The organism is Paenibacillus endophyticus (assembly GCF_014192395.1).
GTDB classification, from domain to species: domain Bacteria; phylum Bacillota; class Bacilli; order Paenibacillales; family Paenibacillaceae; genus Pristimantibacillus; species Pristimantibacillus endophyticus.
Genome location: NZ_JACHXW010000007.1, coordinates 247,503 through 272,168, shown reverse-complemented (window position 1 = coordinate 272,168; position 24,666 = coordinate 247,503). Strand labels below are relative to the sequence as shown.

Here is a 24,666-nt window from a genome sequence, read left to right as displayed (position 1 = left end):
GAATGAACATAGGGATAAAAGCAATTGAATATTTTCTTCCTCAAAAGATTCTCTCAAACGCAGATCTGGCAAAAACTTTCCCGGGTTGGACGGAGGAAAAAATTTACAATAAAACAGGAATAGTAAATAGACACATTGCAAATGATGATGAATATGTATCTGACCTTGCTTACTGTGCTGCCAAAAAATTATTTGAGAACCATTCAATTGAACCCAAAGATATAGATTTTGTAATCCTTTTTACACAAAGCCCAGATTATAATGTTCCAACAACAGCTTGTATACTGCAAGACCGATTAGAGATTCCCAAATCTGCTGGCGCTTTTGATATTAATTTGGGTTGTTCAGCTTTTATATATGGACTAGCTGTGGCAAAATCATTAATAAATACGAATATAGCAAAGAATATACTCTTAATTACTGCAGAAACCTATTCAAAATATATTAATCCAAGAGAAAAAAGTGTTGTAACCATTTTTGGCGATGGAGCAGCCGCGGCTCTAATTTCTTATAGTGAGGCCTCGCAAATTAAAGAATTCGACTTGGGCACTGATGGAAGCGGCGCGGAACATTTGATCGTTTCATCAAGTGGAGTCAGGTCAAGAAGGACAGAAAACAATAATCAAGATGGTTTAAGTAATAGCCTATACATGAATGGACCAGAAATATTCAATTTTACTATAGATGTTGTTCCGAAATCTATAGAAAACGTTTTGATAAAAAATAACCTAACCTTTAATGATATCGATTTTTTTGTGTTTCATCAAGCAAACAGTTATATGTTAGATCACTTAAGGAAAAAGTGTTACATTCCAGAGGATAAATTTTTTATAAACATGAGTGATACAGGTAATACGGTATCATCAACAATACCAATTGCACTTTGTCAGGCTGAGAATGAGGGTCGCATCAAAAGAGGTGACACTATCCTTCTTGTAGGTTTTGGAGTAGGATTATCCTGGGGTTCAACCATCATCGTATGGTAAATATAGATATTTTAATTTAAATTGGAGGAAATGAGTATGAACGTACAAACAAAATTAGACTTGCTGGAAGATATGTTAGAGCTTGAACAGGGGTCGTTAGAGATGACTTGCAAGCTTGAATCCTTAGAAAGCTGGGATTCGCTTGCGGCAATTTCGTTAATTGCTCTTGTTGATGAACATTTCGAAAAGAGATTAACCGGAGCCATGATTAAAGAGTTCAAAACAGTGCAAGACATCATCGACTTTATGGAATGAGGCGTCGTATATGCCAAAAGGAATCTTAAGAAATATAGCAATACGAGGTATTGCATGTGCAGTGCCTAAAACTGTAGTAAAAACTTCGGAAAGTAATGGGCTATTCGGAGAAGAGAGTGTTTCAAAATTTGTCAAAATGACCGGCGTCGAACAACGTCACGTAGCATCAGAAAAACAAACAGCCTCTGATTTAGCTTTTGTAGCAGCGCAGGATCTTATTAAGCACTTGGAATGGGACATTAACAGCATTGATGGTTTGATTTTTGTAACACAAAGTCCTGATTATATAGCTCCAGCCACTGCATGTGTTTTGCACGGACGGTTAGGCTTGAAAAAAGATTGTATTGCATTTGACGTAAATTTAGGCTGTTCCGGTTTCGTATATGGTATATATATTGCAGGCTCATTGATGCAGACCGGAGATACAAAGCGTATTTTATTCTTGGGTGGAGATACATCAACGAAAGGTATATCGCCCTTGGACAAGTCCGCTGCTATGTTATTTGGTGATTCTGGATTTGCCACAGCCCTTGAGCATGATGAAGCGTCGCAAATTCCTTACTGTTATTATACTGATGGTACTGGATATAAATCTATAATTACACCAGCCGGTGCTTGCCGCACTCCAAAAGGCAGTCATGAACGTAGAGAGTTTGGTGAAGGTGTGCTTCGCTCTGATTATGATTTATACATGAATGGGGCAGAGGTATTCGATTTTACCATCACCGAGGTTCCCAATATGTTAAAAAGTTTTATGGCAGAACATAATATATCTCATAATGACTATGACCTGTTTGCACCTCATCAGGCAAATGTATTTATGCTCAAGCATATTGCTAAAAAAGCAAAGATCTCGCTTGATAAGCTCGGAGTTTCCATGGACAGATACGGAAATACAAGTGTAACATCAATACCCATAACCATTTGTGATGCGTATGGGGGCAAAGAACAGGGAATAAAAAAAGTGCTGGCGCCCGGATTTGGAATAGGTTTATCTTGGGGAACTAATTATTTTGACGTGTTAGCAGAAAACTGCTTGCCGATTATTGAAACGGATGATTATTTCGAAGACGGAGGAATTGTGGTTGATTAATCCTATGGACTTAAGTGGCAAGAAGGTATTAGTTACAGGTGGGTCTTCCGGTATTGGAAGAGCTACCTGTATCCAACTAAGCCGACTAGGGGCTCAAGTTATTATGATGGCTAGAAATGAGCAAAAGCTAATTGAAACTTTGTATCAAATGGAAGGTGGCAACCACCTTTCGTATATATATGATCTTAAAGATATTAGTGGTATTGAGGGCTTGATGAAGAAATTGATTTCAGAAACAGGGGCACTTGACGGTTTGGTGCATTGTGCAGGAATTGCTCCAATGCGCCCATTAAATATGACAACGCATAAGTTCATAAATGATGTGTTTGTAATTAATGTTTTTGCATTCATCGAATTATCTAGAATATTTGCGAAAAAAGGGAACTTTAATCCAAACTCAAGCATAGTCGTTATGTCATCTACTGCTTCTTTTCAAGGTGATAAAACAAAAATAGCATATAGTGCATCAAAAGGGGCATTAAATAGTGCTGTAAAATCAATGGCAGTGGAGCTAGCCGATAAAAAAATACGCGTAAATACAGTGTGTCCTTCTTTTGTTGAAACGGAGCTGCTTGAGGAGTATACAACCCTAGCCGGTGAAGGAGCAAGAATTAAATTACTAGAAAAACAATACGCAGGCTATATTTCTCCCGAAAGTGTTGCAAATGCAATTGCATATTTACTTTCAAAACCTTCTGAATATATCACTGGGACGGACTTTATTATTGATTCAGGAGCAACTTCTCACTAAAACATTTTTAGATAGTGTAAAGCGAAAAGTGCCTACAACTGAGCATCTTGAACTTTGACCCGGATAGTAGACGATTAAAACAAATAGCCCTAAACTTAACTAGCTAGCAGATGACCTCTGAATTCGTCAAGTCCACTAAAAAGTCCAACATCTATAAACAGGATGTCCCTCCTCATTTTTTTGAGAAGGGGCATCCTGTTTTCCTGTATAATTAAATGATTAATGTTAGTTGGTCTCGGAAAACACAAATGACCTATAAGAGGGTCACTTTTTTCAAAGTGTCCTTCTTATGGGTCGCAGTTCATTCTGGCAGTCAGAGGGACCTTTTATTTCATATAAACAGATTTCTGATACATATTGTTATTAGCCTAATTAGGTCTGTCCTGGTCTGAATCACCTTTAGTAAAATAGATATTATTATTTAAAAGATTCAACTTTTTTACCTTCTTTCCGTAAAAAGATAGGCATGCATTCAAATTAACAACTGATAAATCCACAGGTTGGAATCTGGACGGCAAGACGATTTTATCATCATCTGAAGTAAATTCTTTCTTAAAGCCAACTGATTCCAGTCCAAAATTAAACATATCTGTCGTGCAATAGAAATCGGCGAAAAGGACATCCTCTTTAGTTCCGATCTCTACAATTTTGTTCGCAAGTGCTATGGAAGCATCTTGGTTCTTGGAAATAAACTCAACAATACGCAAAATTTTAGCGGTGTTATTGACGATGCTTTCAACCCTTGCGACAAATAATCCTTCATAATTCCCAGCCTGATCTTGAGCAGTATACACCAAATAATTAAAAGTCGGATGGTTTAAATATCTCCAGCTTAGGAATTCAAAGTTGCGTGAAACACTAATAGTTTTAGGGGCAATATGTGTGTAGTAAAAGCTATCCCATCTATCGTTTACCAGTTCCTGCCGAACTGTTTTGTCACCATATTGCGTTACCTTGCTAACCATGCCATAATTTCTTAAATAATTCTCATTACCATCTAGTAAAACTTCGCTTGTTTTTTTCTTATCAAGAATGCCAACCATCCGGTCTAGTTTATAAATAGGTTGTGTTACAATATCTCTTGAAATAGCAGCCGGTGAAACACGCATTGAAAATGTACTGAGACCTATCCCAAAATTGCAGAAGAAAGGGTACAGATCAAAAGGTTTAGCATATAATAATAGGCCCGCCATGGAGCTTCGATATTCTTCTAATACGATAGAATTGGTTACGTTACATGCTGCCTCTGTTTCACCATTTAGGTTAAACTCAAATAGCATTAAGCCACCTAGACCAACGATTTTACCATCTTCCCAAACACCGATAGCACCATAGTTTTCTTTCCCCACATATTTTTCATGCCGCGGGGTATTATAAAACATAAAATCAGCTAGAGCCTTATCTCTGCTTAAGATATGGCTTTTCTTCCATATTTCATCTACTGCTTCCATGTATAAGTTAGTCTCATCTCTTCTAAAGAGCCGTATCTCCATAGTTCAATTACATCCCCTTGCGAAATTTTTGGAAATTAGCAACTCAGCTATTTTTTATAAGTTCTACTTGAATTCTTTCTTTATAAATGATTATCGACAAATCATATTAATAACTTAATACACTATTAAGAAGATTTACTTCATGACGGCGTAATCAAGACCTTTATTATCGGTTCAAAATAACCGATATAAGATACAGAAATCAATTGCAAAAATTATTACAAGGTGTGTAAAGATGGTTGGGAAGAGTAAAGTTATATTATTTGGAGCAGGAGACGGCGCGCTGCATGCCCAATATATGTTGAGTCAGTAGTTTGAAGTGATTGCTTTTGTTGACAATGATGCATCATAACAAGGGAGCACCAATCTCTATTGATGATACTTACTTTGTAAAATCGGATTGTGATATGGTCCGATCGAATATTTTAGCTGCTGACTAAAGGATGGAATGCATATGAATAATGTTGCCGTAATGTACCATTATATCCGGGAGCGAAATGGCTGGAGGGGTATTTTCCCTTTGTCGCCTCAGGATTTCTCACATCAAATTGATACGCTAAGCAAGACATATGATATTATTTCACTGGATCAGATGGACATACCCAGATCAAGACCATGGTGTATCTTGACTTTCGATGATGGCACTAAGGATCAATATGTCAATGCGTTTGATATTTTGAAGCGCAAAGGGATCCCTGCTTATTTTACAGTGATGTCAGGCCCTTTGGTTTCGGGTGTTGTTCCTATGATGCATCTTGTGCATACTGTTCTCTCGTTTGTGTCTGATGAGGAAATCTGGGAACTGATTCGTTTGAAGCACGATACAACTGGCATAGAAGAAGCAAGCACAATCTATTCTTATGAGCTTGATAGGTTGCGTAGGTATAACAAGTACATGTTGAATGTAAAGTTGACAACAGAAGAAGCAACTGAAATTCTGGGATCAGTATTTGACACCCTGTTTTCGGATAGAGCTAAATTTATTGATGATTTTTACTTGACCGAACAGGAAATCAAGCATATGCATCGTGAAGGAATGACCATAGGTGTGCACTGCCACAAGCATCAGCCTTACTGTGGAAATCCTCAACAGTTCTACGACAGGGAAATTAAGCCTTGCCGGGACTATCTTAAGAATGTATTAGGGTCTTCTCCTGAGTGGTACACACCTGCTTTTGGTGGAGGTGTTCACCATAAAGCGATGAGAGAGCAATTAACACCAATTCTAGTCGCTAATGGTTTCAAGGGTGCATTTTCCACCGTATCAAAGGAAGTGCCGCAAGCACGGGAGTTCTGGATTGATCGGATTGACTGTTCGAAGTTATTACATGCAAAGATAAACTACTAAAGATGATGTTAAGTCCGCAATATTGGAAAAGTGCAATAGAAATAGATAATAAGGTCTGAAATGAGGGCACCCTAACAAATTCGCCGTTGGTGCCCTCTAAACTTTACCCTATTAATGTTACATCGAGCCTGAGATACGGTTTATGAGTTGCGTGTAATCGAGGTTAATCGTGATGACGAGATCGAGGCGTTCGGAGACTAACCGGTAACAACCTATCCAATTAACTTTGACGCAGTGATTCGGACGGGCTCCAATAATTATGGAGAAGTCGTTGAGCACTTGACCGCTGACACTCGCGAGACAGCTTTGTTTGAACGTAACCGAAGCAATGCTGTTGAGATGCTCGTACGCTTTAAAGATCATGCCACAGGGGTTTACTACAAGGATTTTCGCATGCTAACCATGGGCTGGACGGACGGTCACTCCTTCTTTCCGGTTGACTTCGCGTTTCTCAGCTCGAACAACACTAGCATAAATGGGATCGCCGCGGGAATCGATAAACGCTCATCCGGTTACAAGCGTCGAAAAGAAGCGCTTCAAAGTGCTGCTGAAAATATTGCCGCAATGCTGGATCGCGCAATTGTTGCAAGTCTGTCTGCATCTTTTGTGCTCATGGATAGCTGGTTTACTTATGCACCTTCGATTCAAGAAATTTGTAATCGCGGACTACATGTTATTGATGTGGTCAAAAATGATAAAAGCGATATCTGGTGGACGGCAGCGTATTTGTCTGAATCCGCTTTATGCAAACTGCGGCTCGATTAGAAGCATTTTACTGAAGGTTCGTTGTTAGAGATGGGGTAATTAAATGAGATTTAAAGAACTTGATATTCCGTATATAGAAAAAGTAAATCAGGAGTTGTTGAATCATAGTAGGACCTTACCGAGCGCAAGAGTCTCAAAAATCATATGTGGCGGCAACCCAAACTACATATCCATTGGGGGTACATTCATCCGAGAAGAAAGTCTATTTGGAGTTTCTCCTAAATTGAGTGTTGAAAAAATAAAACAGGATTTAATATACAATGCAATTAGCCCATTATTGAATGAGCAGTCGTTTGCTGAATATATTATTCAAAATAAAGAATATTGGAGCTGGGGAGAAAATATACGACTAAAAGAGCAGGTTCCTGAAACTGCTCTGTTATCTAAATGTGTTCTTGCGATTACCCACGAGTTTAGCGTTACGTTACAATGTGATGATTTACAAGATGTAGAGGGGCTCTTGGACTGCTTGGATGAACAAACTATATACTATAGATATACAGAAACGACTGGCAAAAAGCTAATAAGTCTTCATGGAAGGTTGGGAACAAGTCAGTGTCGTTACTTAAGTTTAAAATATTTTCTGTATGAAAATGGGGAAGAAAGGTCAGTTGTCGTTAAAAATCAGGTCGATACATTATTATCCGGAATGTGTTGGGAGGATTTGTATGGAAAATTAAAATGCAGTCATTCTTTATATTCAGGGGTATTAACAGATTTAAAAAAAGTGAATCTTTTGGGATCATATAATGCTAATAAACGTTTAACTAGAATAAATGTAGAAACGGATCGAACTACCTATGCCACTGTTCTAGGTATGGGACATCCGAAATTAACTTATGATGAAGGCAATTTGTATTCAAAATATTCTCTAAATCATCATCCTCTTTTAATGGACTATTATGCAGAGCTTACTCAATTGAATGAACAAGAGAGAGCCGTTCAAAAGAAATTATTTGATTCACTTTACGGCATACGGGATGAACAATTAATTGAAAATCTAATTAATATTTATCTAACGGATTCATATTTTCCTCATATAATAAGTATTGCTGGTAACACATTAACGATAGATGAATATCTCATATATACGAAAAGGGGAAAGAATGTAGAGCATGAGGGGAAATATAGCTGCTCCCTTACTGGGTATAGTGAAATATACGATGATAACGTTGAATTTTATAGATATTCTGTAAACGATGATAAGCCGGCCATTCAAAGCCGAGGAGAATATGATTTTGGAGGGGAATTTTCTAGGGAAGCAAGAGCGGAACTGGGAATCTCTACATCAGCTGGTGATTGGAGATATTTAGGACTAATGATTAGTGGAAAGGCTAATACACATAGAAACGAAGTGAATAACCAGCCAGGCACAGTAGATTTTGAAGTATTGGGGCAAGTGATTATTAATCAGTCATTGGAAAATGTGATTAAGCTACAAGAAAAATCTATTGAGAAAGATGAAAACGAAGCGATCTACGGAATTAAGGTTAATATGTTTAAGAATAAAAAAGAGAGGACGAGACATCTTTTAAGCAGGTTTGTCGAGATCGTAATTCAAAATAAAGATTTAGTTATACTAATTACACTGCTTTATCCTTTTGGGCTGTCTATTTATAATTTTATAAGGTTATTAAGTGAAAATACCTTGAATATTAGCGGTTATGTTGACAAGATAGCAGTAAAGTCGGTATTAGAATTTATAATAAATATCTTTCTCATTATTATCTTTTGCCTTAACTTTAAAAAAATACTAAATCAAAAAGGGCATCGTAAAACATTAAATGTTTATGAGGATAGAATAGAGAATGAACTATTAGGTTTGGCAGTTTCCATTAAAAGATTGTCCGAAAAAGGAATATCATCGTATTTGTTTTTAGGCATGATCTATATGTATATTTATACATTAACTTCGGATAATAAAGAAAATAGTAACACGTAGGTAATGATTGTTAATGAGCAAATTGACTCCTCTGTTGAATATGAATCAACAAGTTCAAAGCGAATGCAAGACCAATGCCCGAAGTGCCGCCTGTAACGACGATTGTAGAACTTATATTGGAAACCGCACATCGAATAGTTATCGAACAACGAATGGAGAAAGTTAATCTGTCGAAGGTCAGTTCGGGGTTGGGGATAATGACCCTTTATTGGGTGGGTTATTTTACTTATTCCCTAAAACAACTATTCTCTCCTGCAAGCCCTCCAAAACCTCATTCGGCACCTCCCTAACCTTGATGTCACCACCTAGGAAAAGCAGCCAATTTGTTATTTCCGCCAATTCCTCCGAATGATGAACATTGATGAAAGCTTTTAGAACAGCAGTAGTCTGATAAGGATTCGTGTAAGAAATTGAAATTTTTAACGGATGGTATTTTTTAAACTGGGCAATCGCCTTTGGACCGAGTTCGAGGACTAGGTTGATGGCTTCTTCCTGCTTGCTTAGTTGTTCGACAATCTTCTTCTTGCTTATTCTCTTTTTCTCAGGGTATGGTTTGACATCGGTGAGATTATCGACAGGAATAATCCGCCTCTTTTCTTCCTTTAGGTCAAAGCCTTCAATTTGCCAATAGCTTTTTTCACGATATAAGTGCAACAGATAAATGGGATAAGACTTTATTTCCCTTCCTTCTTCGACGGAAACCAGTAAGTAGCTGTCCATAATAATGATTTGGATGAGTTGTTCTAACATAGGATGGGGCAGGTCTGACAGATCAAGCAGGTCGGGATTGTGGGGGTTGGTTCCTTCAAACAGCAAGATTTGATTTAGCAGAACAAGATCATCCTGCTGGTTTTTTGAGATGAGTCCGAGTAATTTTTCCGCTAAAGATTGGCGACTCTTGAGATAGGGGAGTTGTTGATTTCTTGTGGCCATGAAGGCAATAAAAAGGGCTTTAATCTCATTATCGGTAAAGCGGACAGTCGGTAGGACGGAATTGTTCATGACAAAATAACCCCCGTCCCTCCCGACTTCAGCGACAAGAGGCATTCCCATCGCCTCAATTTCTCGGATATCTCTGATCGCCGTCGAACGAGAGATGTTGAATTCTCGCATGATTTCAGAAATGGTAAAGTGGGCGCGGTTGTTGATGTACCGCATGATGATGTTAATCCGTTCTACTTTTTTCATGGGGCCCTCTAAACAGTATCATTTTTTGACATGATTTAAGGTTATTATAAACGTATCAAGTGGAAAAAGAAATCATTTAATCCATTCAAAAAAAGGAGTGTTGATCATGGCAATGTATACCCTTGAGGAAAAAAACAGCTTTATCGTACTAGGTATTGGAACGGAGCTAAAGAGCGATTACACGGATTATGTCGGCATGAACAAGGAGAAGGAAAGCTTTTGGCGGGCAGTGGAGCAGGATGGAAGGCTTGAAGCTTTAAAGGCCATTGCCACGAATGACTATATTTTTGCCGTGAACGAAGCGGTAAACCACAAGAGGATGTATTACGCTGGCGTCATGACAGAAGCATCGGTACTGGAAGAACAGAGGGTAATCCAATTCCCCAAGGGACAATACCTCGTCGTTAAAGGCGAAGGTGAGACGGCTGATGAGTTGAGTAGTATGCTTACTGGCATTGCCTTTGGTCAAGTCTTGCCGGGAGCCGAAAATTTCGCCTATGTTGGCGGACCCAATGCAACGGTGGAGATGGGGCAACGAGACGGCTTTGTATATGGGGAAATGTGGATTGCTGTTGTTAAGAAGTAAACGAGTAGGTGAATGCTACCGATGCTCGAAGTAGGTTCTAAGATGTAACACAAGCAAAACTTTTAGGAGGAATGAAAATGAGTACGATCATCGGTAATGAAAAAGTCATGAAAGTAGAAACCCGTACTATTGGAAGGATGGTCGCTTATTGGACTGTCACAATAATACTCGTATTCTCAATTACATTAAGCGGTATCGGGCAACTGATGCGATTGGGGGGGAATGTCGAACTAGTGACCGATATTGGTTTCCCGTTATATGTCACGAACATTCTCGGAGTTTGGAAATTGCTTGGAGTCATTGCGATCATATCGCCAGGTTTCCCCCGGCTTAAGGAATGGGCTTATAGCGGGATCTTTTTTCTAATGACGGGTGCGGCCCTATCTCATGTGTTCGCCAACGATTACGGTGATTACGGATTCCACATTATTCTTCCGCTTTTCTATGCCGCACTTGGCATCGCCTCCTGGGTGCTGCGTCCGAAAAGCCGCAAACTTTAATGGGTAGTGATCTGACGCAATAGCAGACATGTCCTGTATCGTTGAGGTTAATCCGTTCTACTTTTTTATCGGATCCTCTAAACAGTATCATATTTTGACATGATTTATAGTTATGATAGACGTATCAAGTGAAAAACAAATCATTTGATCTATTCAAAAAAAGGAGTGTTGATGATGACAGCATATAACCTTGAGGAAAAAGACAGCTTTATCGTACTAGGTATTGGAACGGAGCTAAAGAGCGATTACACGGATTATGCCGGCATGAACAAGGAGAAGGAAAGCTTTTGGCGGGCAATGGAGCAAGATGGAAGGCTAAACGCTTTAAAGGCCATTGCCACGAATGACTACATTTTTGCCGTGAACGAAGCGGTAAATCACAAGATGATGTATTATGCTGGTGTCATGACAGAAACATCGGTACCGGAAGAACACAGAGTTATTCAATTCCCGAAGGGGCAATACCTCGTCGTTAAAGGCGAAGGGAATACGGCCGAAGAGATGAGCAATAAGCTCACTGGCATTGCCTTTGGCCAAGTATTGCCGGAAGCACAAAATTTCTCCTATGTTGGCGGGCCAAATGCAACGGTAGAGATGGGGCAGCGAGACGGCCTCGTCTATGGTGAAGTATGGATTCCTGTTGTTACAAAATAAGCGAGATCATAGGAGGGATGAGAGTGTCTCAGATCGTTGATTTTAAAAATGTGTCTACGGTTGGTTTAGAGTCTTCACCTGTAGTAGAAGCGCTTGCTGGTTTGCGTGCTAATGAGGCTCGTTACTTTATGAACAAATACAAGCATGAATTTACGGTTGAACAAGCCAGCGAAAGTCAGGATACCCTTGATTACGTCAACCGCATTTTGAAAGAAGAACGTGATATTGAGTTTGCGGCCAAGCCTTTAGAAACATCGCGGTTTCAAGTTGAAAATATTAAATTTGCCTATGTGTTTTATGAGGATGGTCTTTCAATCAACGTCATGTATACGGTTGATGACCCTAAGAAGCGAGCCGTTGGTTTTAAGCTTTCTGAAGGTATGGAGATACCAAAGGAGTTAGCAGAGAAATTTAAGTTTGCTAGGCAGAAGTCTAAGCTAGCTGGAACAATCCGGGGTTCGTTTTTTGTAATCAAAAAAGAATATTAAAGTAAGCAAAAGTGCAGATGGGGGAATCCCTCATTTCTATTTGTAAACAAATGCAAGACTAAGGGCTATCCTTTTGAGGGATGGCCCTTAGTCTTGTCACGACAGACAGAACGGAGAACCGTACTACAAATGAGCCAATCAAAGGTAAACTTTCACCATAAAAGTCGTATTCATAGCGCGCTTTAATGCAGAACATCAATATAAATAGTATAAAAATTAACAATTGTCACCATGATAACAACAAGGAATATGTCTAAACACGTCGAATATATCGAAGATATTATTTGTTTAATTCAGCGTGCGGAGGACTCGATTATGATTAGCAGTACAAGCCTTCTTATTCCCCCTGTGCGAAAAGTGTTGGTATCAAGGCCACGACTGACGCGCAAGCTTGAGGACGGAATGGAGACCAAGCTGACGTTGTTATCCGCCCAAGCTGGCTATGGCAAAACGACAGCGTTAAGCGAATGGGCGAGGCAATGCCAACATCCAGTTGCCTGGATCTCACTAGACAAGTACGATAACGATTGGAGTGCATTCTGGAGCTGCGTCTTCGCATCCATACGAGAGAAAGTGCCACGGTTCGGGGAGTCGATTGAATATATGCTTGAGCAAGCGTCGGCGGCATCCATTGATTCCGCCGTTTTGGCGTTTTTAAATGAGCTACATTCAATTAAAGGTGATTTCGTTCTTATTTTAGACGACTACCATGTCATTGAGAATGCGACGGTAAACGAATCAATCCGATATATGCTTGCACATCTTCCTACCCATGTTCATCTCTATATAGCAAGTCGCACCGAATTACTGTTTCCTACTGCCAGGCTGCTGGCCAAGGGGGAAATAAATATTATACGGGTTGAAGATATGCGATTCGAACTGGAGGAAGGGTATGTTTTCTTCAAGGAGACGACAGATTTATTATTGACCGAAAAGCAAGTGGCTGAGTTGTTCCATCAAACGGAAGGATGGGTAAGCGGACTGCAGCTCGCAGCCATCTCACTGAAACGAAGCGGCAACATAGCCGATTCAATTAGTCAATTTAATGGTCGACAGCGTCACATTTCCGATTATTTGTTGGAAGAGGTTTTTGAGCATTTACCGGTATCCTTGCGGGAGTTCCTGCTGGCCACGTCTGTTCTAAATCGCATGAACTGGGAGATGTGCTTAGCGGTAACGGGAAAGAACGACAGTCAAGAACAATTAGAACAGCTGGAACAGCTGAATTTGTTTATTGTTCCACTGGATGATCAACGCAATTGGTTCCGATATCACCACCTATTGTCCGAGTTTTTGCAGCAACTAAGCGCTAGAGAGCATACGGAGCTGTGGAGACAATCTCATCAGCGAGCCGCTGTTTGGCATGAGAATGAAGGACTCTACGAAGAGGCCATGGAGCATTACATCAAAGCGCAGCAGTCAAATGATGCCGTTCGGCTTATCGACCGCCTCTTGCCGGATCTGATGTTAGCGAAAGGCAGCGTACTCGTGAGATGGATTACATCTCTACCGGAGAGCAGCTACGAGCACATGCCGACCTTCGAATTATTCTATATCTCCAACTTATTAATGGAAGGAGAATGGCGTCAGGGGCTACACAGGGCTGAGCAAGCGGAAAAACGGTTTGAAGCTATGAGAGCATTTATCCCGGAACCCGCATTTAATCAGTTAATGGGCAATCTTTATTACCTATGCGGTATCTTTTCTTATTTACAGCAGGACTTGCCGCTAACTTCAAAATATTTTGAGCTGTCGGAGCTACATTTGCCGGAAGCTAGCAGCTTTCAGAAAATTTCAAGCAAACGGTATCAAGGACACGAAGGATTCATGGATCTTCTATCACTAAGCAACAATCTTCACGAAGTGGAGTTGTTTCTGCTGAAGTGGATTAAGACGTGGGAGAAGAAAAAAAACTACCCATTTGTCGGGTACCATTATTTATCGTATTGCTTGCTTCTATATGAATGGAATCGGCTGGAAGAGGCGGAGCTGTATCTTGAACAAGCCATGAACCGGGAGGATTTGCGAACCAACGTATGGATCTGGATCCATATTGGTCTTGCTTCATTTTGGGTTCAACGCGCCCTGGGGAAAGAAAGCCAAGCAATGGAATGGCTTAATGATCTCGGCTCTAACGTGGATTCGCCTGATCAGCAAGCCATTTGGAAGAGGATCAAGGCGGAGCAAGCTCAATTGCTGCTGAGCCAAGGGCAGCCGCAACAGGCATGCGAATGGTTGGAGCAAAGCGGAATGTCGTATGCGGACGAGGTTACGCCTCGCTATTTTGAGGAGTATCTGATTATGGTGAGAATTCTCGCGGCGAACAAACGGATTGAGGAAGCTAAGCAATTGCTCGAGCAGTTGGAGCGTCTGGCGGACAAGGAAAATCGTCTGCGAGGCCGAATAAAGCTGAAAATTTTGCAAAGCATAGTGCTTTGGCAATCTGATTATCCCAAAGAGGCATTCGTTCCCTTGGAGATGGCCTTGAGGCTCTCGGAACCGGCGGGCTATATTCGAAGCTTTCTCGATGAAGGTCCGCTGATGGTCGAGATGCTAAGTCAGCTTGTGAAAGAGCAGCAAGAGGCTGCAAAGCCGAGGATGCCCTTGAAATATACCCATCAGATTCTTGAAGCTGCAAACAGCGGACAGCCATATAAGACGTTGTCGAATGAGGCTCTGACTGAACAGGAAGAGAAGGTGCTTGTTCTTCTTACAGAAGGATTCATATATAAGGAAATAGCCGTACGACTGAACATTACACTGGACACAGTGAAGTTCCATATGAAGAATGTTTATCGGAAGCTAGGGGTAAGCAATCGGACACAAGCCATTCAACGCGTTAAGCAGCATCGGCTTCTGAATTGAGCGTGAGGCTGACGTGGACGATGATTATAATAAACGGCATCGTAAAGGAGTTTCAGCTTTAAGTGAAACCTATGTTTATTCAAAAGACAGCATCCACGGGAATGCTGTCTTTTTTTGTGGCGCATGAAGCGGGAAAGAAGCTGAAATGAACCACCATGGTTTTTAACATAGGTGCTAAAAGTGTATGTAACAATGACAATAGCTGTCACTATTAGCGGTTATTATAGATTTGTGGCAGATTAGAGTTGAACAAAGAGGAGTGACGACTAGATGTATGGTACAGTCGAAGATTTGATAATGGAGTGGAAGCGCGAGGCGGTATTGACTCAGAAGGTATTAGACAGCTTGACCGATGAAGCGCTCTTGCAGCAGGTTTATCCGGAAGGACGCACGTTGGGAAGAATCGCATGGCATTTTGTTACAAACATTCCGGATTATTTAACGGACTTTGGAGTCTCCGTAGCAAAAGTGCCAAATCCGAGCGAAGTGCCAGCCGCAAAGGAAATAACGGAAGCTTTTCAAACAATAAGCTCCCAGGTAACGAATGCTCTTCAGGAGCAATGGACGGATGACACGTTAAAACAAAATCAAAAGGCATTCGGAAGAATAGAGTCCAACGCGACGATCTTTATGGGATTGATTAAGCACATCGTTCATCATCGGGGACAGGTTACAGTGCTAATGCGCCAAGCGGGATTACTTATACCCGCAGTATATGGTCCTTCCAAGGAGGGGTGGGCGCAACTTGGAGTAACACCACCACTTTGAGTGGGCGCCCATCACAAGCATTCACTATAATGAAAAGATTATGTATTCGAAAGATGAAGGCGCTCGAGTGGGTGCCTTCATCTTTCGCCCTGCTTGTGATAGGGTCAGCCGTTTCATAAGTTACGGCAATTTTTTAGTCAAAGTAGTTGAGCTTGCGTGCGTTATCACCGTGGTTAGACTTTCCAGCGAACCCGTAATCTAAGCAGTGCTAACTGTTACCGGGATGGTATGTATATGGACCCACGTTTTTCATTTTTCCTTCAGCTTCCAATGCCTATGCAACTCCTCCTTCTGCAATAAATTTTGCAATTACAGCGCTGAGCGCCTCGTCTGTGAAACGGAAAGCTCCGTTCTCGTGAATGATAAGGCCTTCCCGAATTCGCCCATCCAGCCAATCGCTGATGAAGCCGGGAGCATATCCGCCTTGTCCGAATTCGCCGCCAAAAGCAATGATTTGACTATAGGTATCTAAATACAGCTGACGACTTGTAGCCGGGTACGAGTGAGTGTATAGCCAAAACTGCACATCGTACATGAGATGAGACAGCTCATCCGCATGAAATGAGAAATGGCCTTTCTCCTGAACAATCCGGGTACAGATACTGCGAATAGTGGGCTCCAGATCGTCCACCTCAGAGGCATTATCGCAGAGCTCTGCCAGAAGTGGCGAGAATGTACCTTCTGCTACTTTACGCAGATCCTCCTCTTTATCCTCTTCAGAAGTGTCGTATTCCTCGTCGCTCACCAGCCCGCGAATGAACGTCTCGAAGTCCGATGCCAAAAACGTAATCTCGTAATCATCCTCCTGATCGACATGGATGACTTCTGGTTCGCCGTCCTTTCCGCAGTGCCTGTAATCCAACATTACGACATCATGACCTGCCGAAGGGCAGTCGCAAATCACCACACCGATATGCGGATAGCCCCACTCTTCAATCATAAACGGGCTGCCGAGGTCACCGCAGATCGCATAGCTTTTGTCGCGTCCAATTCCCATAATTCCAGTTATGGCAATATGATCCTCAGCCCAAGAGGTGGCTTCATCTGTCGGAAAGGATGTGCGATGGGGAATTCCTCCGTTCTGATGCTTCATAAGAGCAATATAGGCTGCTGGCAGCTTATAGCCGAGTTCTTCTTCCACGGAAGCAATTAGCTCATCCGTAGGCGGCTCAGAAACATATTGATCTCTGGCATAGGCACTGTCTTCCCAGAAGCTGTCGAGATCCATTCCTTCAAATGGAGGCGATTCCAAATCCTTCTGATGCCTACTGATTGTTCGCCGGGCTTCGGCTTTTTGTTGCTTCTGTAATTTATGACGGCCTAAGTCTAGCAACCGGGCTGAATGTTGATCGTCAGGATCCAGCTCCAGAGCGGTGTGCAGCACATCTACCGCTTCTTCATAACGCTTCATATAGTAATAGGAGTACCCTACGCGAAAATACCATAAAGGATCAGTTTTTCCCTGTTCAGCAATGAAAGCAAACTGTTCGAGCGCTTCTTCATACAAACTTAGATTGTTATACGCCCGGCCCATGCTGCTGACCATATCGTAATCCCTGTCCGCAGGAGGAATTTTCATCAGCATGTCAATAATTTGCTGGTGTTCGCTATCGTTGTGCCACTGCATAATTTGTACGCTTGGCTCCTCTTTCATCGTTTTCTTCTGCCTCCCAAGTGAAAATATAATTTTCTCTATATTACCAGATATAAGGTTGTATACGGAAATTGGCGATGGAGCCAATCCATTCGGCAAAAATCAAGGTCTATTGTTAGACCGCCCAAAAGTCATGTTAACCTTCAATTACGACCGCTTGGGGCAAAAGCGTTCCTCATACATACACCATCGCTTAGATTAATGGATATAAACGACATTGCGCGAAGGGTGGTCAACATGAAAATAGGAATTAGAATATTGGTTGGTTTAATCGTCTTGGTTGCAGTTGGAATTGGTTTATTGGCGTTTTTGAATCGGTCGATATCGAAAGAGGCCGTTCATGAAAAGATTGATAAACATATCACAAAGGTACTCGAAAAAAATGATTCGTTATCGAGCGTGTTATTGACCATACAATCTGACCAGACAGACTACATGGAGCAATTTGCAGTAGGCACTAAAAATCATATTTCAGATCAGCCTGCTCAAACCAATAGTCAATATCATGCAGCAAGTGTCGGCAAAACGATGTGTGCTGTTGTTTATGGATTGCTAGTAGATAACGGTGAAATGAGTTATGACGATAAAATCAGTTCTTGGCTAGCTCCCGACATTCTAAAGGGGTTATTTGTAATCGACGGCATAGATTATAGTGATCAAGTGACAGTCAAACATTTACTGAGCCATACATCGGGGGTCGCCGATTATTTCGAAGGTCCAGTCAAAAGCGGGAAACCAATATTGGAAATAATCACAACCAATCCGGACCTTTCATTCACTCCCAATGAGTTGATTGCATTTACTAGGGAAAATCAGGAGCCTGTCGGACAGCCTGGTCAACAATTTAATTATTCGGATACGGGATATATATTGCTTGGACTTATTCTGGAAGCAATCGAGGAAAAACCTTACTCCGATATCTTAGAGGAGCGAATATTCGGGCCATTAGGCATGAAGGATAGCTATTTAATGTTTTATCATGATGAACCGGCCGATATTCTAGGGGTTTACTTGAACGGCATCGATTATAGCGCCAAAAACGCATTATCGATTGACTGGTCAGGAGGTGGTGTAGTAACGACTATGAATGACTTGTTAACGTTCATGAGAGCTTTGGAAAAGGGGAATTTACTGTCTGACGAAGTGTATAAACAGATGACTGAGTTTAACCAACGCTACGAAAAGGGAATTTATTACGGCATGGGGATGATGTATTTTGACTTTAGCGAGCTGTCATTCCTGCTTGGCTCCATGACGAATGTATATGGCGGTGTCGGAGCAACAGGGACTTATATATTATATGACAAGAAAAAGGATACCTTTTTCATTGCTAATTTTGGATCGCTTGATTTTGCGGAAAAAGGGATAGAAGAATTAGTAAAAATAAGAATGATTTATGATAGGATGATAGTTGAATAAACAATCCAAATGGCGTCATTAGGAGATAAGATGGTTCAATTATTGTGTTCAAATAAGGTTTATGAGAAGTTGAAGCAAGAATTATCCAAATACCAAATAGAAATCGAGCAAGACGGCGGGTTGGTACTCGTTGAGAATGGATATGGCATACCTAGCGGAAAGCTTAGTGTTGTATTCGATGCGATTGATTACATGGATGTAGTCAAGCTGTTGGTCTCCGGCGTTCGAGAAGACATACATTATATGAATACGCTCACAGGCTTAAGCGATAATAAGTTTGCCGTTATTGAACCAAGGGATATTTTATATCTAGAAGCAGGTCCAGAAGGCATGATGGCTTATACAAAGTCTAATCACTACAGCATCAAAGAAACGTTGCAATATTATGAGGGCATTTGGGCGGCAAAAGGATTTATACGTATCAATAAATCACAACTCGTTAATTTGCTGCACGTAAAAGAAATTATTCCTTGGTTTAATTCAAGGTATGTCCTTAGAATGGATAATTTAGCTGAACTGGAAGTATCCAAAATGTATTCAAAAAAGCTTAGAAACACACTCAAGATGTAGGAGAAGCATAATGGAAAAAATAAATCTAGAAAATATTATAAAATCTTTTTTTCTCGGAATTTTTATGGGCATTGTGCTGCAGTTCTACGATCGTACAGAGGTGTTGGTCAGCTATAAAATTCTAACCATATTAGCGAGCGGAAGCATTGGATTTATTATTGGTTTTATTACAGAATGGCTAACGGCCATACTCCCGATTAGTATCGCAAATGCTCGAGTGTACTTCTTTATCAATAACCTCATTGCATTAGTAGTAACAATATTCATTCTGGCAGCCTTAATGTTGATAACAAGCAGTGACATGGAGATTAAGCAGCAATTTATGAAGGTATTACTGATTGTGCTGGGTATTATATGCCTAGCAAATTTATTTGATTATTTGATGTATCGGCGAGCTCAGAATAAATTGAAAACCTTCAAGGCATGGATAAAAGATAAATAAGCTATGTCACATACGCAAAGGACCCTTCTACATCACTATAAAAGTGGAGCTGAAAGGTCCTTTTCAACCTCGTCTTGTTACTCCGTTGTTCCATGAGTCACTCTGTGGACATAAGTGAGCCAAGAGGAATCTAATGGCTTATTCCCTTAGCAGATTCTTTCTTGCCATTTGAATACAGTCCAGAACCGCACGGATAACAATATCAGGCTCTGTTAGCTGCGGGAAGTGCCCGCTTCGGTGAGCTATTATATGTTGGCCCTGTTTGCTTAACCGGACGAAATCTAATTGGTTGTTTGCTCGTATCTCCATGACATGTTCAGGCATCATGGGCGGTTTTTTGCCTCCGGATACAACAACAAGAGGAATATCGGGGAAGGAGCCTGCTTTTTCAATTTGCGCCACGGTTTCTTCCACAAAGTTAACCTCGCTCCACTTGCGCCCTAAAGAGAATGAATCAAACATTCCTAATATCCGGTTAATCCTCTTGATGAATGGATTTTGTGTTTCATTTATGCCTAAATCTTGCGGGTGGCTGGAGTCCAGCAGCACAACGCCCGCTATTTCGTCTCGGAATTGTCTTGCGAACAGGTTGGCATATAATCCTCCTAAGGAGTGTCCAACGAGAATGTAGGGAGGACGGATGCTCATTTCCGCGAGTAACTGACGAAGTGCGGTTACAATAGTCTCCCCATGCTGGGGAGTTGACGGCTTATCACTGCCGCCAACACCTAATCGATTATATGCCACGACGGTAGCTGTCTCTGCTAGTTCATGAAAAATTTTGTACCAGCCTTCTATAGGGCCGCTTCCCCCGTTAATGAGAATGACAGCGGGACCTTCCTTAATCGATTGTGCGTATTCCATCATCCCGCTTGGCGTATGAGTCTTAGCTTTAGGAATGAATTTCATCATAGTGCCACCTTTTTATTATGAATGGATAGATCCCGTCACCTTATCACCGCGAATCGGCTGTATATGGTCCTTGAATAAGATCGGAATGGTAGCATGATTTGCTTCATCCGCTGGGGCAGATGCTTGAAAATGGATATGGGGCTCTGTAGAGTTTCCCGAATTGCCGCATTTCCCGATGAGCTGTCCCGCAGCAACGGTATCCCCCGTTTTCACTGTTACGGAGCCTTTTTTCAGATGGGCAATCGTACTATATTCCCCATTGCTATGCCGTATCGTGACCATATTTCCTGCAGGCTGATCTTCATTAACTGTGCCTACGGGATCGTTATCCAATATACCATCAACTGCTGCTGCCACCACACCCTCAGCTGGTGCCAGAACATCTTCATCGAAGGCATAGTAGCTTTCGTTAACGGTTGGATCACCCTCATAGGAATAACTGTTTTTTTCTACCACAAAGTCGTATGCATAGCGAACGGGTTCGTACTCGTAGTGGTAGTTGATAAATGTATTTTTTCCTCCCCAGAAAACAAGCCATTCTCCTTGAAAAGGGAAATGGAATTCCGTCTTGGAATAGGCTTCATCGGTCTGCGGATATGAGGAATGCTGAATAATCTGGATACCGTTGATTGTCCCTTTCTCATCTATGGCTGCCGTCAATCCTTTATTCCCCGTTTGGCCGTCCCAAACGATGGATTCCTGGCCATTAAGCTGCAATTTCGATGTGAGCTTGAATGAATGAATGTCGGATACGAAGTCTTGGCCCATGGAACGGAAGTCTTTAAGCGTGACGACGTCTTTCAACGGATTGCTAAACTGAGTATATAAACGTTCATATTCACCCGCAAGTAATGCAGTTGCAATGTCCTCTCCGCCAATTCGCTTCAGGCTATCCTTTATCTCTTCTTTTTGAGCGGTCACGCTATTCGCCTCCTTATTCCTTTCGCCATCGCTGATGCAGCTTGCCAGAATCAGCATGCATGTGAACGCAGTTATGATGATAGCTCCCGGGTGGGATATATGTCCTGCTTTGCTCTTCTTCATCTCAAGAATGTCCCCCTTTCTAATGTCTTAGGTCAGTATAATGCATGAAACTTACGCCGCCTCTAACCGAAAATAAATTCCAGTTAAACATGATTTGCAATTATGGTTGAAAATTAAGGCTGCGTTAAGATTCCATTTCCCGTATGGCAATCTACACATGATAGAATAAACATATCTTTTGTTGGGGTGATGGTAATGAAGAACGTTAATATACTCATTGTTGATGATGAACGTGCAATTGTAGATATCATGGAGACCGTTTTGCGCAAAGAAGGTTTTTCTCATATCGACACTTTTTTTGACGGTGAATCGGCGCTTGCCTCATGTGAACGTAAACGGTATGATATTGTGCTTCTTGATGTTACGATGCCCGGTCGAAGCGGTCTGGACATTTGTCCGTTTATACGTCGCACTACGGATGCGCCAATCTTGTTCCTAACGGCCAGAACTTCAGATTTCGATAAGCTTACGGGGTTTGCCGTCGGCGGGGATGATTACATAACCAAGCCTTTTAATCCACTCGAGGTTGTTGCAAGAATGCAAGCCCAGCTGCGCAGGTACTTGCAGAGTCGTCTGCAAAATCACCAGCCCTCCCGGATTTTTAAGATTGGCCGCTTTCAATTAGACGCATCTGAAGCAACACTGACGGTAGAAGGTCGTGTATCGCCTTGTCCGGCACTCGTTTTCCAGCTTCTCTTGTTTTTCTGTGAGCATCCTAACCGGATATTCAGCAAGAGCGAGCTTTATGAACGAGTATGGGGAGAGGAAATGTACAGTGATGACAATACCGTCATGGTCCATATTCATCGCATACGGGAGAGAATTGAGCGAGACCCGTCAAAGCCGCAGTACCTTGTTAATGTTAGAGGAATGGGCTATAAGCTAATCCTGCCGCAAGGAGAAGATTCAGGTGATTCGTAAAAGACTGGCGATAAGATTTGCGCTGCAAATGGCAGCCGCTGGGGCAATGCTGGTACTTTTAGCTGCAGTCATTGTGGTATGGATGCTGGGGGAGTTCGAAGCTATTGAGGTTAGCCGAAATTTTGCCCCAATAGGATTATCGCGTCTGATCTCGGGAGCGGGCATTGACTCGCAAGGGCTAATCGTAGATCCGAAGCTGCTGCAGCAGCTTCGGGATGACGGAGGTTGGCTGCAAAGTCTGGATGGGAAGGGTAATGTCCTTCAGTCCTTTAATACTCCGAATGACTTGCCAGCTCGTTATTTACCTGGGCAACTCATCGATTACTGGATTGGCAACGAGCCGTTTCCCTATAAGCTAGGGCTGTGGATTCAAGAAAAGGATGGGCATTTATATACGTTGCTTTATGGCTCACGGTCCAAAACAGAGGATTTGCTCCAACGGATTATTGATGATGGACATATCGTGGACCGTACGATTGTATTTACAGACAGCTCGGTGGATTTGCTAAATAAAATAGGTGGCTTTGTTCAAGTGCTTGACCGTGAAGGAACGGAGATCGCAGCTTGGAAGAAGCCTGCAGATGCTATGACATCTTATACGCTGCAGGAATTAGCAATGAGAGCCCATAATCAGGTTTATTACGGCACAGCTATGGATACGCAATATCAGAGTAAGACTGGTCTGACTTGGGTTATTCAATATCCAATGAGCAAAACCGAAAATCAAGCAGGTCTTGCCCCGTTTGTACAATCGGAAGTCCAGGTTATAATCATCGGAATTGCCGCTTTTCTTTTCTCATCATTTATCGTGTTTATCCTGCTTTCCCTCTGGTACGCAAACCGGTTTGGAACGCCAATTCTTTATATGCTTGGGTGGATACAAAGGCTGGGGCAAGGCGATTATACCGAGGATAGCAACGGGAAAAGCAGAAACAGCAAGGGGAATTGGAAGCGCAAGTACCGCATCTTTGAAGAAGTCATAGAATCCATTCATGCACTTGCTGTAAGGCTTCATGCAGGGAGCAATGCCGCGGAGCAAACCCAGCGGAACAGAGAAGAGTGGATCGCAGGCGTTACGCATGATATGAAGACGCCGCTTGCTTCTATACAAGGGTACGCGCATATGCTGGAGGCTGAGAAATATAGCTGGTCCGAGGAGGAGGTACGGCGGTTTGCGTCAACGATATTGGAGAAGACGGCGTATATGGACAAACTCATCAATGATCTAGCGCTAACGTACCGGCTTAGAAGCGGTGAAATGCATGTTTCGTTCGAGTCAATGGACATTGGCATGCTATTAACCGAATCTGTCTCGCGGGCTGCTGCGTATCCGGCATATGAAGATAGAACGGTTCATTGTTCTACGCCGTCCGTACCTATTTTTGCTGCCGTTTACAGGCCATGGTTTGATCGGATCATTGAAAATATTGTTGCCAATGGGCTTATACATAATCCGCCAGGCACCAGGATAGACATTGAATTGGTTAAGTTCTCGGAAAAGGGATGGCGAATGTACTTTCGGGACAACGGCCAGGGGATTGACGAGCAGACAATGGATCGACTATTCGACCGTTATTACCGCGGAACGAACACGGATAGCGAAGTGGAGGGCAGCGGTCTTGGAATGGCTGTTACCAAAGAGCTGGTACATGCAATGGGTGGGCGGATCCAAGTCAACTCGAGAATGGGCCAAGGCACAGTGATCAGTATAATTTGGGATTCTTGAACGCAGCTTGAATGCAGACCAAGATCCAAGTAGCGGGGCTATGCTTCGTTTTCTAGTCGCAGGCGAATGGGCAAGCTTACTGCTATGGCCGCAAGCGTATTGTTTGTACCCACACTCGCTGCTGCTTTGGTCTCGGTGAAAAGGTTTAATTGAAAGTAAATGGAGCGCCGAAGGACACTTGTGTATCTTTTGCGCTTTTTTTGCGTCTATAGATAAAAAATGGTTGTGCAGCCGTATGGAGCGGATAATCTGGTTGTTTTCCTTCCAGCCAAACGTTTATTTTAATGGAAATAGCC

Annotated in this window: 22 protein-coding genes and 1 pseudogene; 18 read left to right on the top strand and 5 right to left on the bottom strand. The window is 41.9% G+C overall.

The features are described 5' to 3' along the window. Nucleotides 1-2: 2 nt before the first annotated feature. Genes FHS16_RS14300 through FHS16_RS14285 form a run of 4 tightly spaced genes read left to right on the top strand, consistent with a single transcriptional unit; the run spans nt 3 to nt 3,085 of the window. Nucleotides 3-986, top strand: coding sequence for a 3-oxoacyl-ACP synthase III family protein (locus FHS16_RS14300; protein WP_183563306.1), 984 nt, complete (start codon nt 3-5; stop codon nt 984-986). Nucleotides 987-1,022: 36 nt separating this feature from the next. Next, on the top strand, nt 1,023-1,241 hold the full coding sequence (locus FHS16_RS14295; protein ID WP_183563302.1) for an acyl carrier protein: 219 nt from the start codon (nt 1,023-1,025) through the stop codon (nt 1,239-1,241). 10 nt (nt 1,242-1,251) lie between these two features. Further along, nucleotides 1,252-2,334 carry a 3-oxoacyl-ACP synthase III family protein gene (locus FHS16_RS14290; RefSeq protein ID WP_183563299.1) on the top strand — a complete coding sequence of 361 codons (1,083 nt, stop codon included), beginning with the start codon at nt 1,252-1,254 and terminating at the stop codon, nt 2,332-2,334. Further along, entirely contained in the window at nt 2,327-3,085 is a 759-nt protein-coding gene (locus FHS16_RS14285) for an SDR family NAD(P)-dependent oxidoreductase (protein WP_183563296.1), read from the top strand. The genes FHS16_RS14290 and FHS16_RS14285 overlap by 8 nt, the downstream gene beginning before the upstream one ends. A 368-nt stretch (nt 3,086-3,453) precedes the next feature. Here the strand turns inward: FHS16_RS14285 and FHS16_RS14280 are convergent, their stop codons facing one another. Beyond that, on the bottom strand, nt 3,454-4,536 hold the full coding sequence (locus tag FHS16_RS14280) for a hypothetical protein (protein WP_183563293.1): 1,083 nt from the start codon (nt 4,534-4,536) through the stop codon (nt 3,454-3,456). Between the two features lie 496 nt (nt 4,537-5,032). Between FHS16_RS14280 and FHS16_RS14275 the strand changes: the two genes are divergently transcribed. The 3 genes and pseudogenes from FHS16_RS14275 (at nt 5,033) to FHS16_RS14265 (ending at nt 8,633) form a co-directional block, all read left to right on the top strand. Next, complete coding sequence (locus FHS16_RS14275; RefSeq protein WP_183563290.1) at nt 5,033-5,926, top strand: polysaccharide deacetylase family protein; 894 nt, start codon at nt 5,033-5,035, stop codon at nt 5,924-5,926. Nucleotides 5,927-6,196: 270 nt separating this feature from the next. Beyond that, nucleotides 6,197-6,713, top strand: a pseudogene (locus FHS16_RS14270) (transposase); the annotation flags it as partial. Between the two features lie 21 nt (nt 6,714-6,734). Next, nucleotides 6,735-8,633, top strand: coding sequence for a hypothetical protein (locus tag FHS16_RS14265; protein WP_183563287.1), 1,899 nt, complete (start codon nt 6,735-6,737; stop codon nt 8,631-8,633). 222 nt (nt 8,634-8,855) lie between these two features. Here FHS16_RS14265 and FHS16_RS14260 read toward each other — a convergent pair whose 3' ends face one another. After that, nucleotides 8,856-9,821, bottom strand: a complete 966-nt coding sequence (locus tag FHS16_RS14260) for a helix-turn-helix transcriptional regulator (protein ID WP_183563284.1) — start codon at nt 9,819-9,821, stop codon at nt 8,856-8,858. 106 nt (nt 9,822-9,927) lie between these two features. Between FHS16_RS14260 and FHS16_RS14255 the strand changes: the two genes are divergently transcribed. The 6 genes from FHS16_RS14255 to FHS16_RS14230 all read left to right on the top strand — a co-directional run bounded on the left by FHS16_RS14255 (nt 9,928) and on the right by FHS16_RS14230 (nt 15,682). Further along, nucleotides 9,928-10,407, top strand: a complete 480-nt coding sequence (locus FHS16_RS14255; RefSeq protein ID WP_183563281.1) for a GyrI-like domain-containing protein — start codon at nt 9,928-9,930, stop codon at nt 10,405-10,407. Nucleotides 10,408-10,484: 77 nt separating this feature from the next. Beyond that, the gene (locus FHS16_RS14250; protein WP_183563278.1) at nt 10,485-10,907 is read left to right on the top strand and encodes a DoxX family protein; all 423 of its coding nucleotides are present in this window, start codon (nt 10,485-10,487) and stop codon (nt 10,905-10,907) included. A 174-nt stretch (nt 10,908-11,081) separates the two neighbouring features. Beyond that, entirely contained in the window at nt 11,082-11,561 is a 480-nt protein-coding gene (locus FHS16_RS14245; RefSeq protein ID WP_183563275.1) for a GyrI-like domain-containing protein, read from the top strand. Between the two features lie 23 nt (nt 11,562-11,584). Continuing rightward, the gene (locus FHS16_RS14240; RefSeq protein ID WP_183563272.1) at nt 11,585-12,049 is read left to right on the top strand and encodes a DUF8821 family protein; all 465 of its coding nucleotides are present in this window, start codon (nt 11,585-11,587) and stop codon (nt 12,047-12,049) included. A 315-nt stretch (nt 12,050-12,364) separates the two neighbouring features. Beyond that, complete coding sequence (locus tag FHS16_RS14235) at nt 12,365-14,914, top strand: winged helix-turn-helix domain-containing protein (RefSeq protein WP_183563269.1); 2,550 nt, start codon at nt 12,365-12,367, stop codon at nt 14,912-14,914. A gap of 270 nt (nt 14,915-15,184) precedes the next feature. Next, complete coding sequence (locus FHS16_RS14230) at nt 15,185-15,682, top strand: DinB family protein (protein WP_183563266.1); 498 nt, start codon at nt 15,185-15,187, stop codon at nt 15,680-15,682. Between the two features lie 274 nt (nt 15,683-15,956). Here FHS16_RS14230 and FHS16_RS14225 read toward each other — a convergent pair whose 3' ends face one another. Beyond that, a complete protein-coding gene (locus tag FHS16_RS14225) occupies nt 15,957-17,336 on the bottom strand; it encodes an SMI1/KNR4 family protein (protein WP_183563263.1) in 1,380 nt (459 codons plus the stop codon). A gap of 237 nt (nt 17,337-17,573) precedes the next feature. Between FHS16_RS14225 and FHS16_RS14220 the strand changes: the two genes are divergently transcribed. The 3 genes from FHS16_RS14220 to FHS16_RS14210 are packed head-to-tail and all read left to right on the top strand — an operon-like array spanning nt 17,574 to nt 19,767. After that, nucleotides 17,574-18,755, top strand: a complete 1,182-nt coding sequence (locus FHS16_RS14220) for a serine hydrolase domain-containing protein (protein WP_183563260.1) — start codon at nt 17,574-17,576, stop codon at nt 18,753-18,755. 30 nt (nt 18,756-18,785) lie between these two features. Further along, nucleotides 18,786-19,325, top strand: coding sequence for a LytTR family DNA-binding domain-containing protein (locus FHS16_RS14215; protein ID WP_183563257.1), 540 nt, complete (start codon nt 18,786-18,788; stop codon nt 19,323-19,325). 10 nt (nt 19,326-19,335) lie between these two features. Then, nucleotides 19,336-19,767: a hypothetical protein gene (locus FHS16_RS14210; RefSeq protein ID WP_183563254.1), complete on the top strand. Its 432-nt coding sequence runs from the start codon at nt 19,336-19,338 to the stop codon at nt 19,765-19,767. Between the two features lie 138 nt (nt 19,768-19,905). Here FHS16_RS14210 and FHS16_RS14205 read toward each other — a convergent pair whose 3' ends face one another. Further along, nucleotides 19,906-20,679 (bottom strand): alpha/beta fold hydrolase, encoded by a 774-nt coding sequence (locus FHS16_RS14205; protein WP_246431751.1) that lies wholly within the window; start codon nt 20,677-20,679, stop codon nt 19,906-19,908. Nucleotides 20,680-20,694: 15 nt separating this feature from the next. Beyond that, nucleotides 20,695-21,723: a M23 family metallopeptidase gene (locus FHS16_RS14200; protein WP_183563251.1), complete on the bottom strand. Its 1,029-nt coding sequence runs from the start codon at nt 21,721-21,723 to the stop codon at nt 20,695-20,697. 195 nt (nt 21,724-21,918) lie between these two features. Here FHS16_RS14200 and FHS16_RS14195 point away from each other — a divergent pair, with 195 nt between their 5' ends. Together FHS16_RS14195 and FHS16_RS32450 are read left to right on the top strand one after the other, a co-directional pair. After that, entirely contained in the window at nt 21,919-22,644 is a 726-nt protein-coding gene (locus FHS16_RS14195; RefSeq protein ID WP_183563248.1) for a response regulator transcription factor, read from the top strand. After that, complete coding sequence (locus FHS16_RS32450; RefSeq protein ID WP_183563245.1) at nt 22,634-24,370, top strand: HAMP domain-containing sensor histidine kinase; 1,737 nt, start codon at nt 22,634-22,636, stop codon at nt 24,368-24,370. The genes FHS16_RS14195 and FHS16_RS32450 overlap by 11 nt, the downstream gene beginning before the upstream one ends. Nucleotides 24,371-24,666: the final 296 nt, after the last annotated feature.

Excerpts from the sequence above, each read along its gene's own strand:
- FHS16_RS14300 (WP_183563306.1), top strand. The coding sequence starts at position 3 with ATGAACATAGGGATAAAAGCAATTGAATATTTTCTTCCTCAAAAGATT.
- FHS16_RS14295 (WP_183563302.1), top strand. The coding sequence starts at position 1,023 with ATGAACGTACAAACAAAATTAGACTTGCTGGAAGATATGTTAGAGCTT.
- FHS16_RS14290 (WP_183563299.1), top strand. The coding sequence starts at position 1,252 with ATGCCAAAAGGAATCTTAAGAAATATAGCAATACGAGGTATTGCATGT.
- FHS16_RS14280 (WP_183563293.1), bottom strand. The coding sequence starts at position 4,536 with ATGGAAGCAGTAGATGAAATATGGAAGAAAAGCCATATCTTAAGCAGA.
- FHS16_RS14275 (WP_183563290.1), top strand. The coding sequence starts at position 5,033 with ATGAATAATGTTGCCGTAATGTACCATTATATCCGGGAGCGAAATGGC.
- FHS16_RS14265 (WP_183563287.1), top strand. The coding sequence starts at position 6,735 with ATGAGATTTAAAGAACTTGATATTCCGTATATAGAAAAAGTAAATCAG.
- FHS16_RS14260 (WP_183563284.1), bottom strand. The coding sequence starts at position 9,821 with ATGAAAAAAGTAGAACGGATTAACATCATCATGCGGTACATCAACAAC.
- FHS16_RS14255 (WP_183563281.1), top strand. The coding sequence starts at position 9,928 with ATGGCAATGTATACCCTTGAGGAAAAAAACAGCTTTATCGTACTAGGT.
- FHS16_RS14250 (WP_183563278.1), top strand. The coding sequence starts at position 10,485 with ATGAGTACGATCATCGGTAATGAAAAAGTCATGAAAGTAGAAACCCGT.
- FHS16_RS14245 (WP_183563275.1), top strand. The coding sequence starts at position 11,082 with ATGACAGCATATAACCTTGAGGAAAAAGACAGCTTTATCGTACTAGGT.
- FHS16_RS14235 (WP_183563269.1), top strand. The coding sequence starts at position 12,365 with ATGATTAGCAGTACAAGCCTTCTTATTCCCCCTGTGCGAAAAGTGTTG.
- FHS16_RS14230 (WP_183563266.1), top strand. The coding sequence starts at position 15,185 with ATGTATGGTACAGTCGAAGATTTGATAATGGAGTGGAAGCGCGAGGCG.
- FHS16_RS14225 (WP_183563263.1), bottom strand. The coding sequence starts at position 17,336 with ATGAAAGAGGAGCCAAGCGTACAAATTATGCAGTGGCACAACGATAGC.
- FHS16_RS14220 (WP_183563260.1), top strand. The coding sequence starts at position 17,574 with ATGAAAATAGGAATTAGAATATTGGTTGGTTTAATCGTCTTGGTTGCA.
- FHS16_RS14215 (WP_183563257.1), top strand. The coding sequence starts at position 18,786 with ATGGTTCAATTATTGTGTTCAAATAAGGTTTATGAGAAGTTGAAGCAA.
- FHS16_RS14210 (WP_183563254.1), top strand. The coding sequence starts at position 19,336 with ATGGAAAAAATAAATCTAGAAAATATTATAAAATCTTTTTTTCTCGGA.
- FHS16_RS14205 (WP_246431751.1), bottom strand. The coding sequence starts at position 20,679 with ATGATGAAATTCATTCCTAAAGCTAAGACTCATACGCCAAGCGGGATG.
- FHS16_RS14200 (WP_183563251.1), bottom strand. The coding sequence starts at position 21,723 with ATGAAGAAGAGCAAAGCAGGACATATATCCCACCCGGGAGCTATCATC.
- FHS16_RS14195 (WP_183563248.1), top strand. The coding sequence starts at position 21,919 with ATGAAGAACGTTAATATACTCATTGTTGATGATGAACGTGCAATTGTA.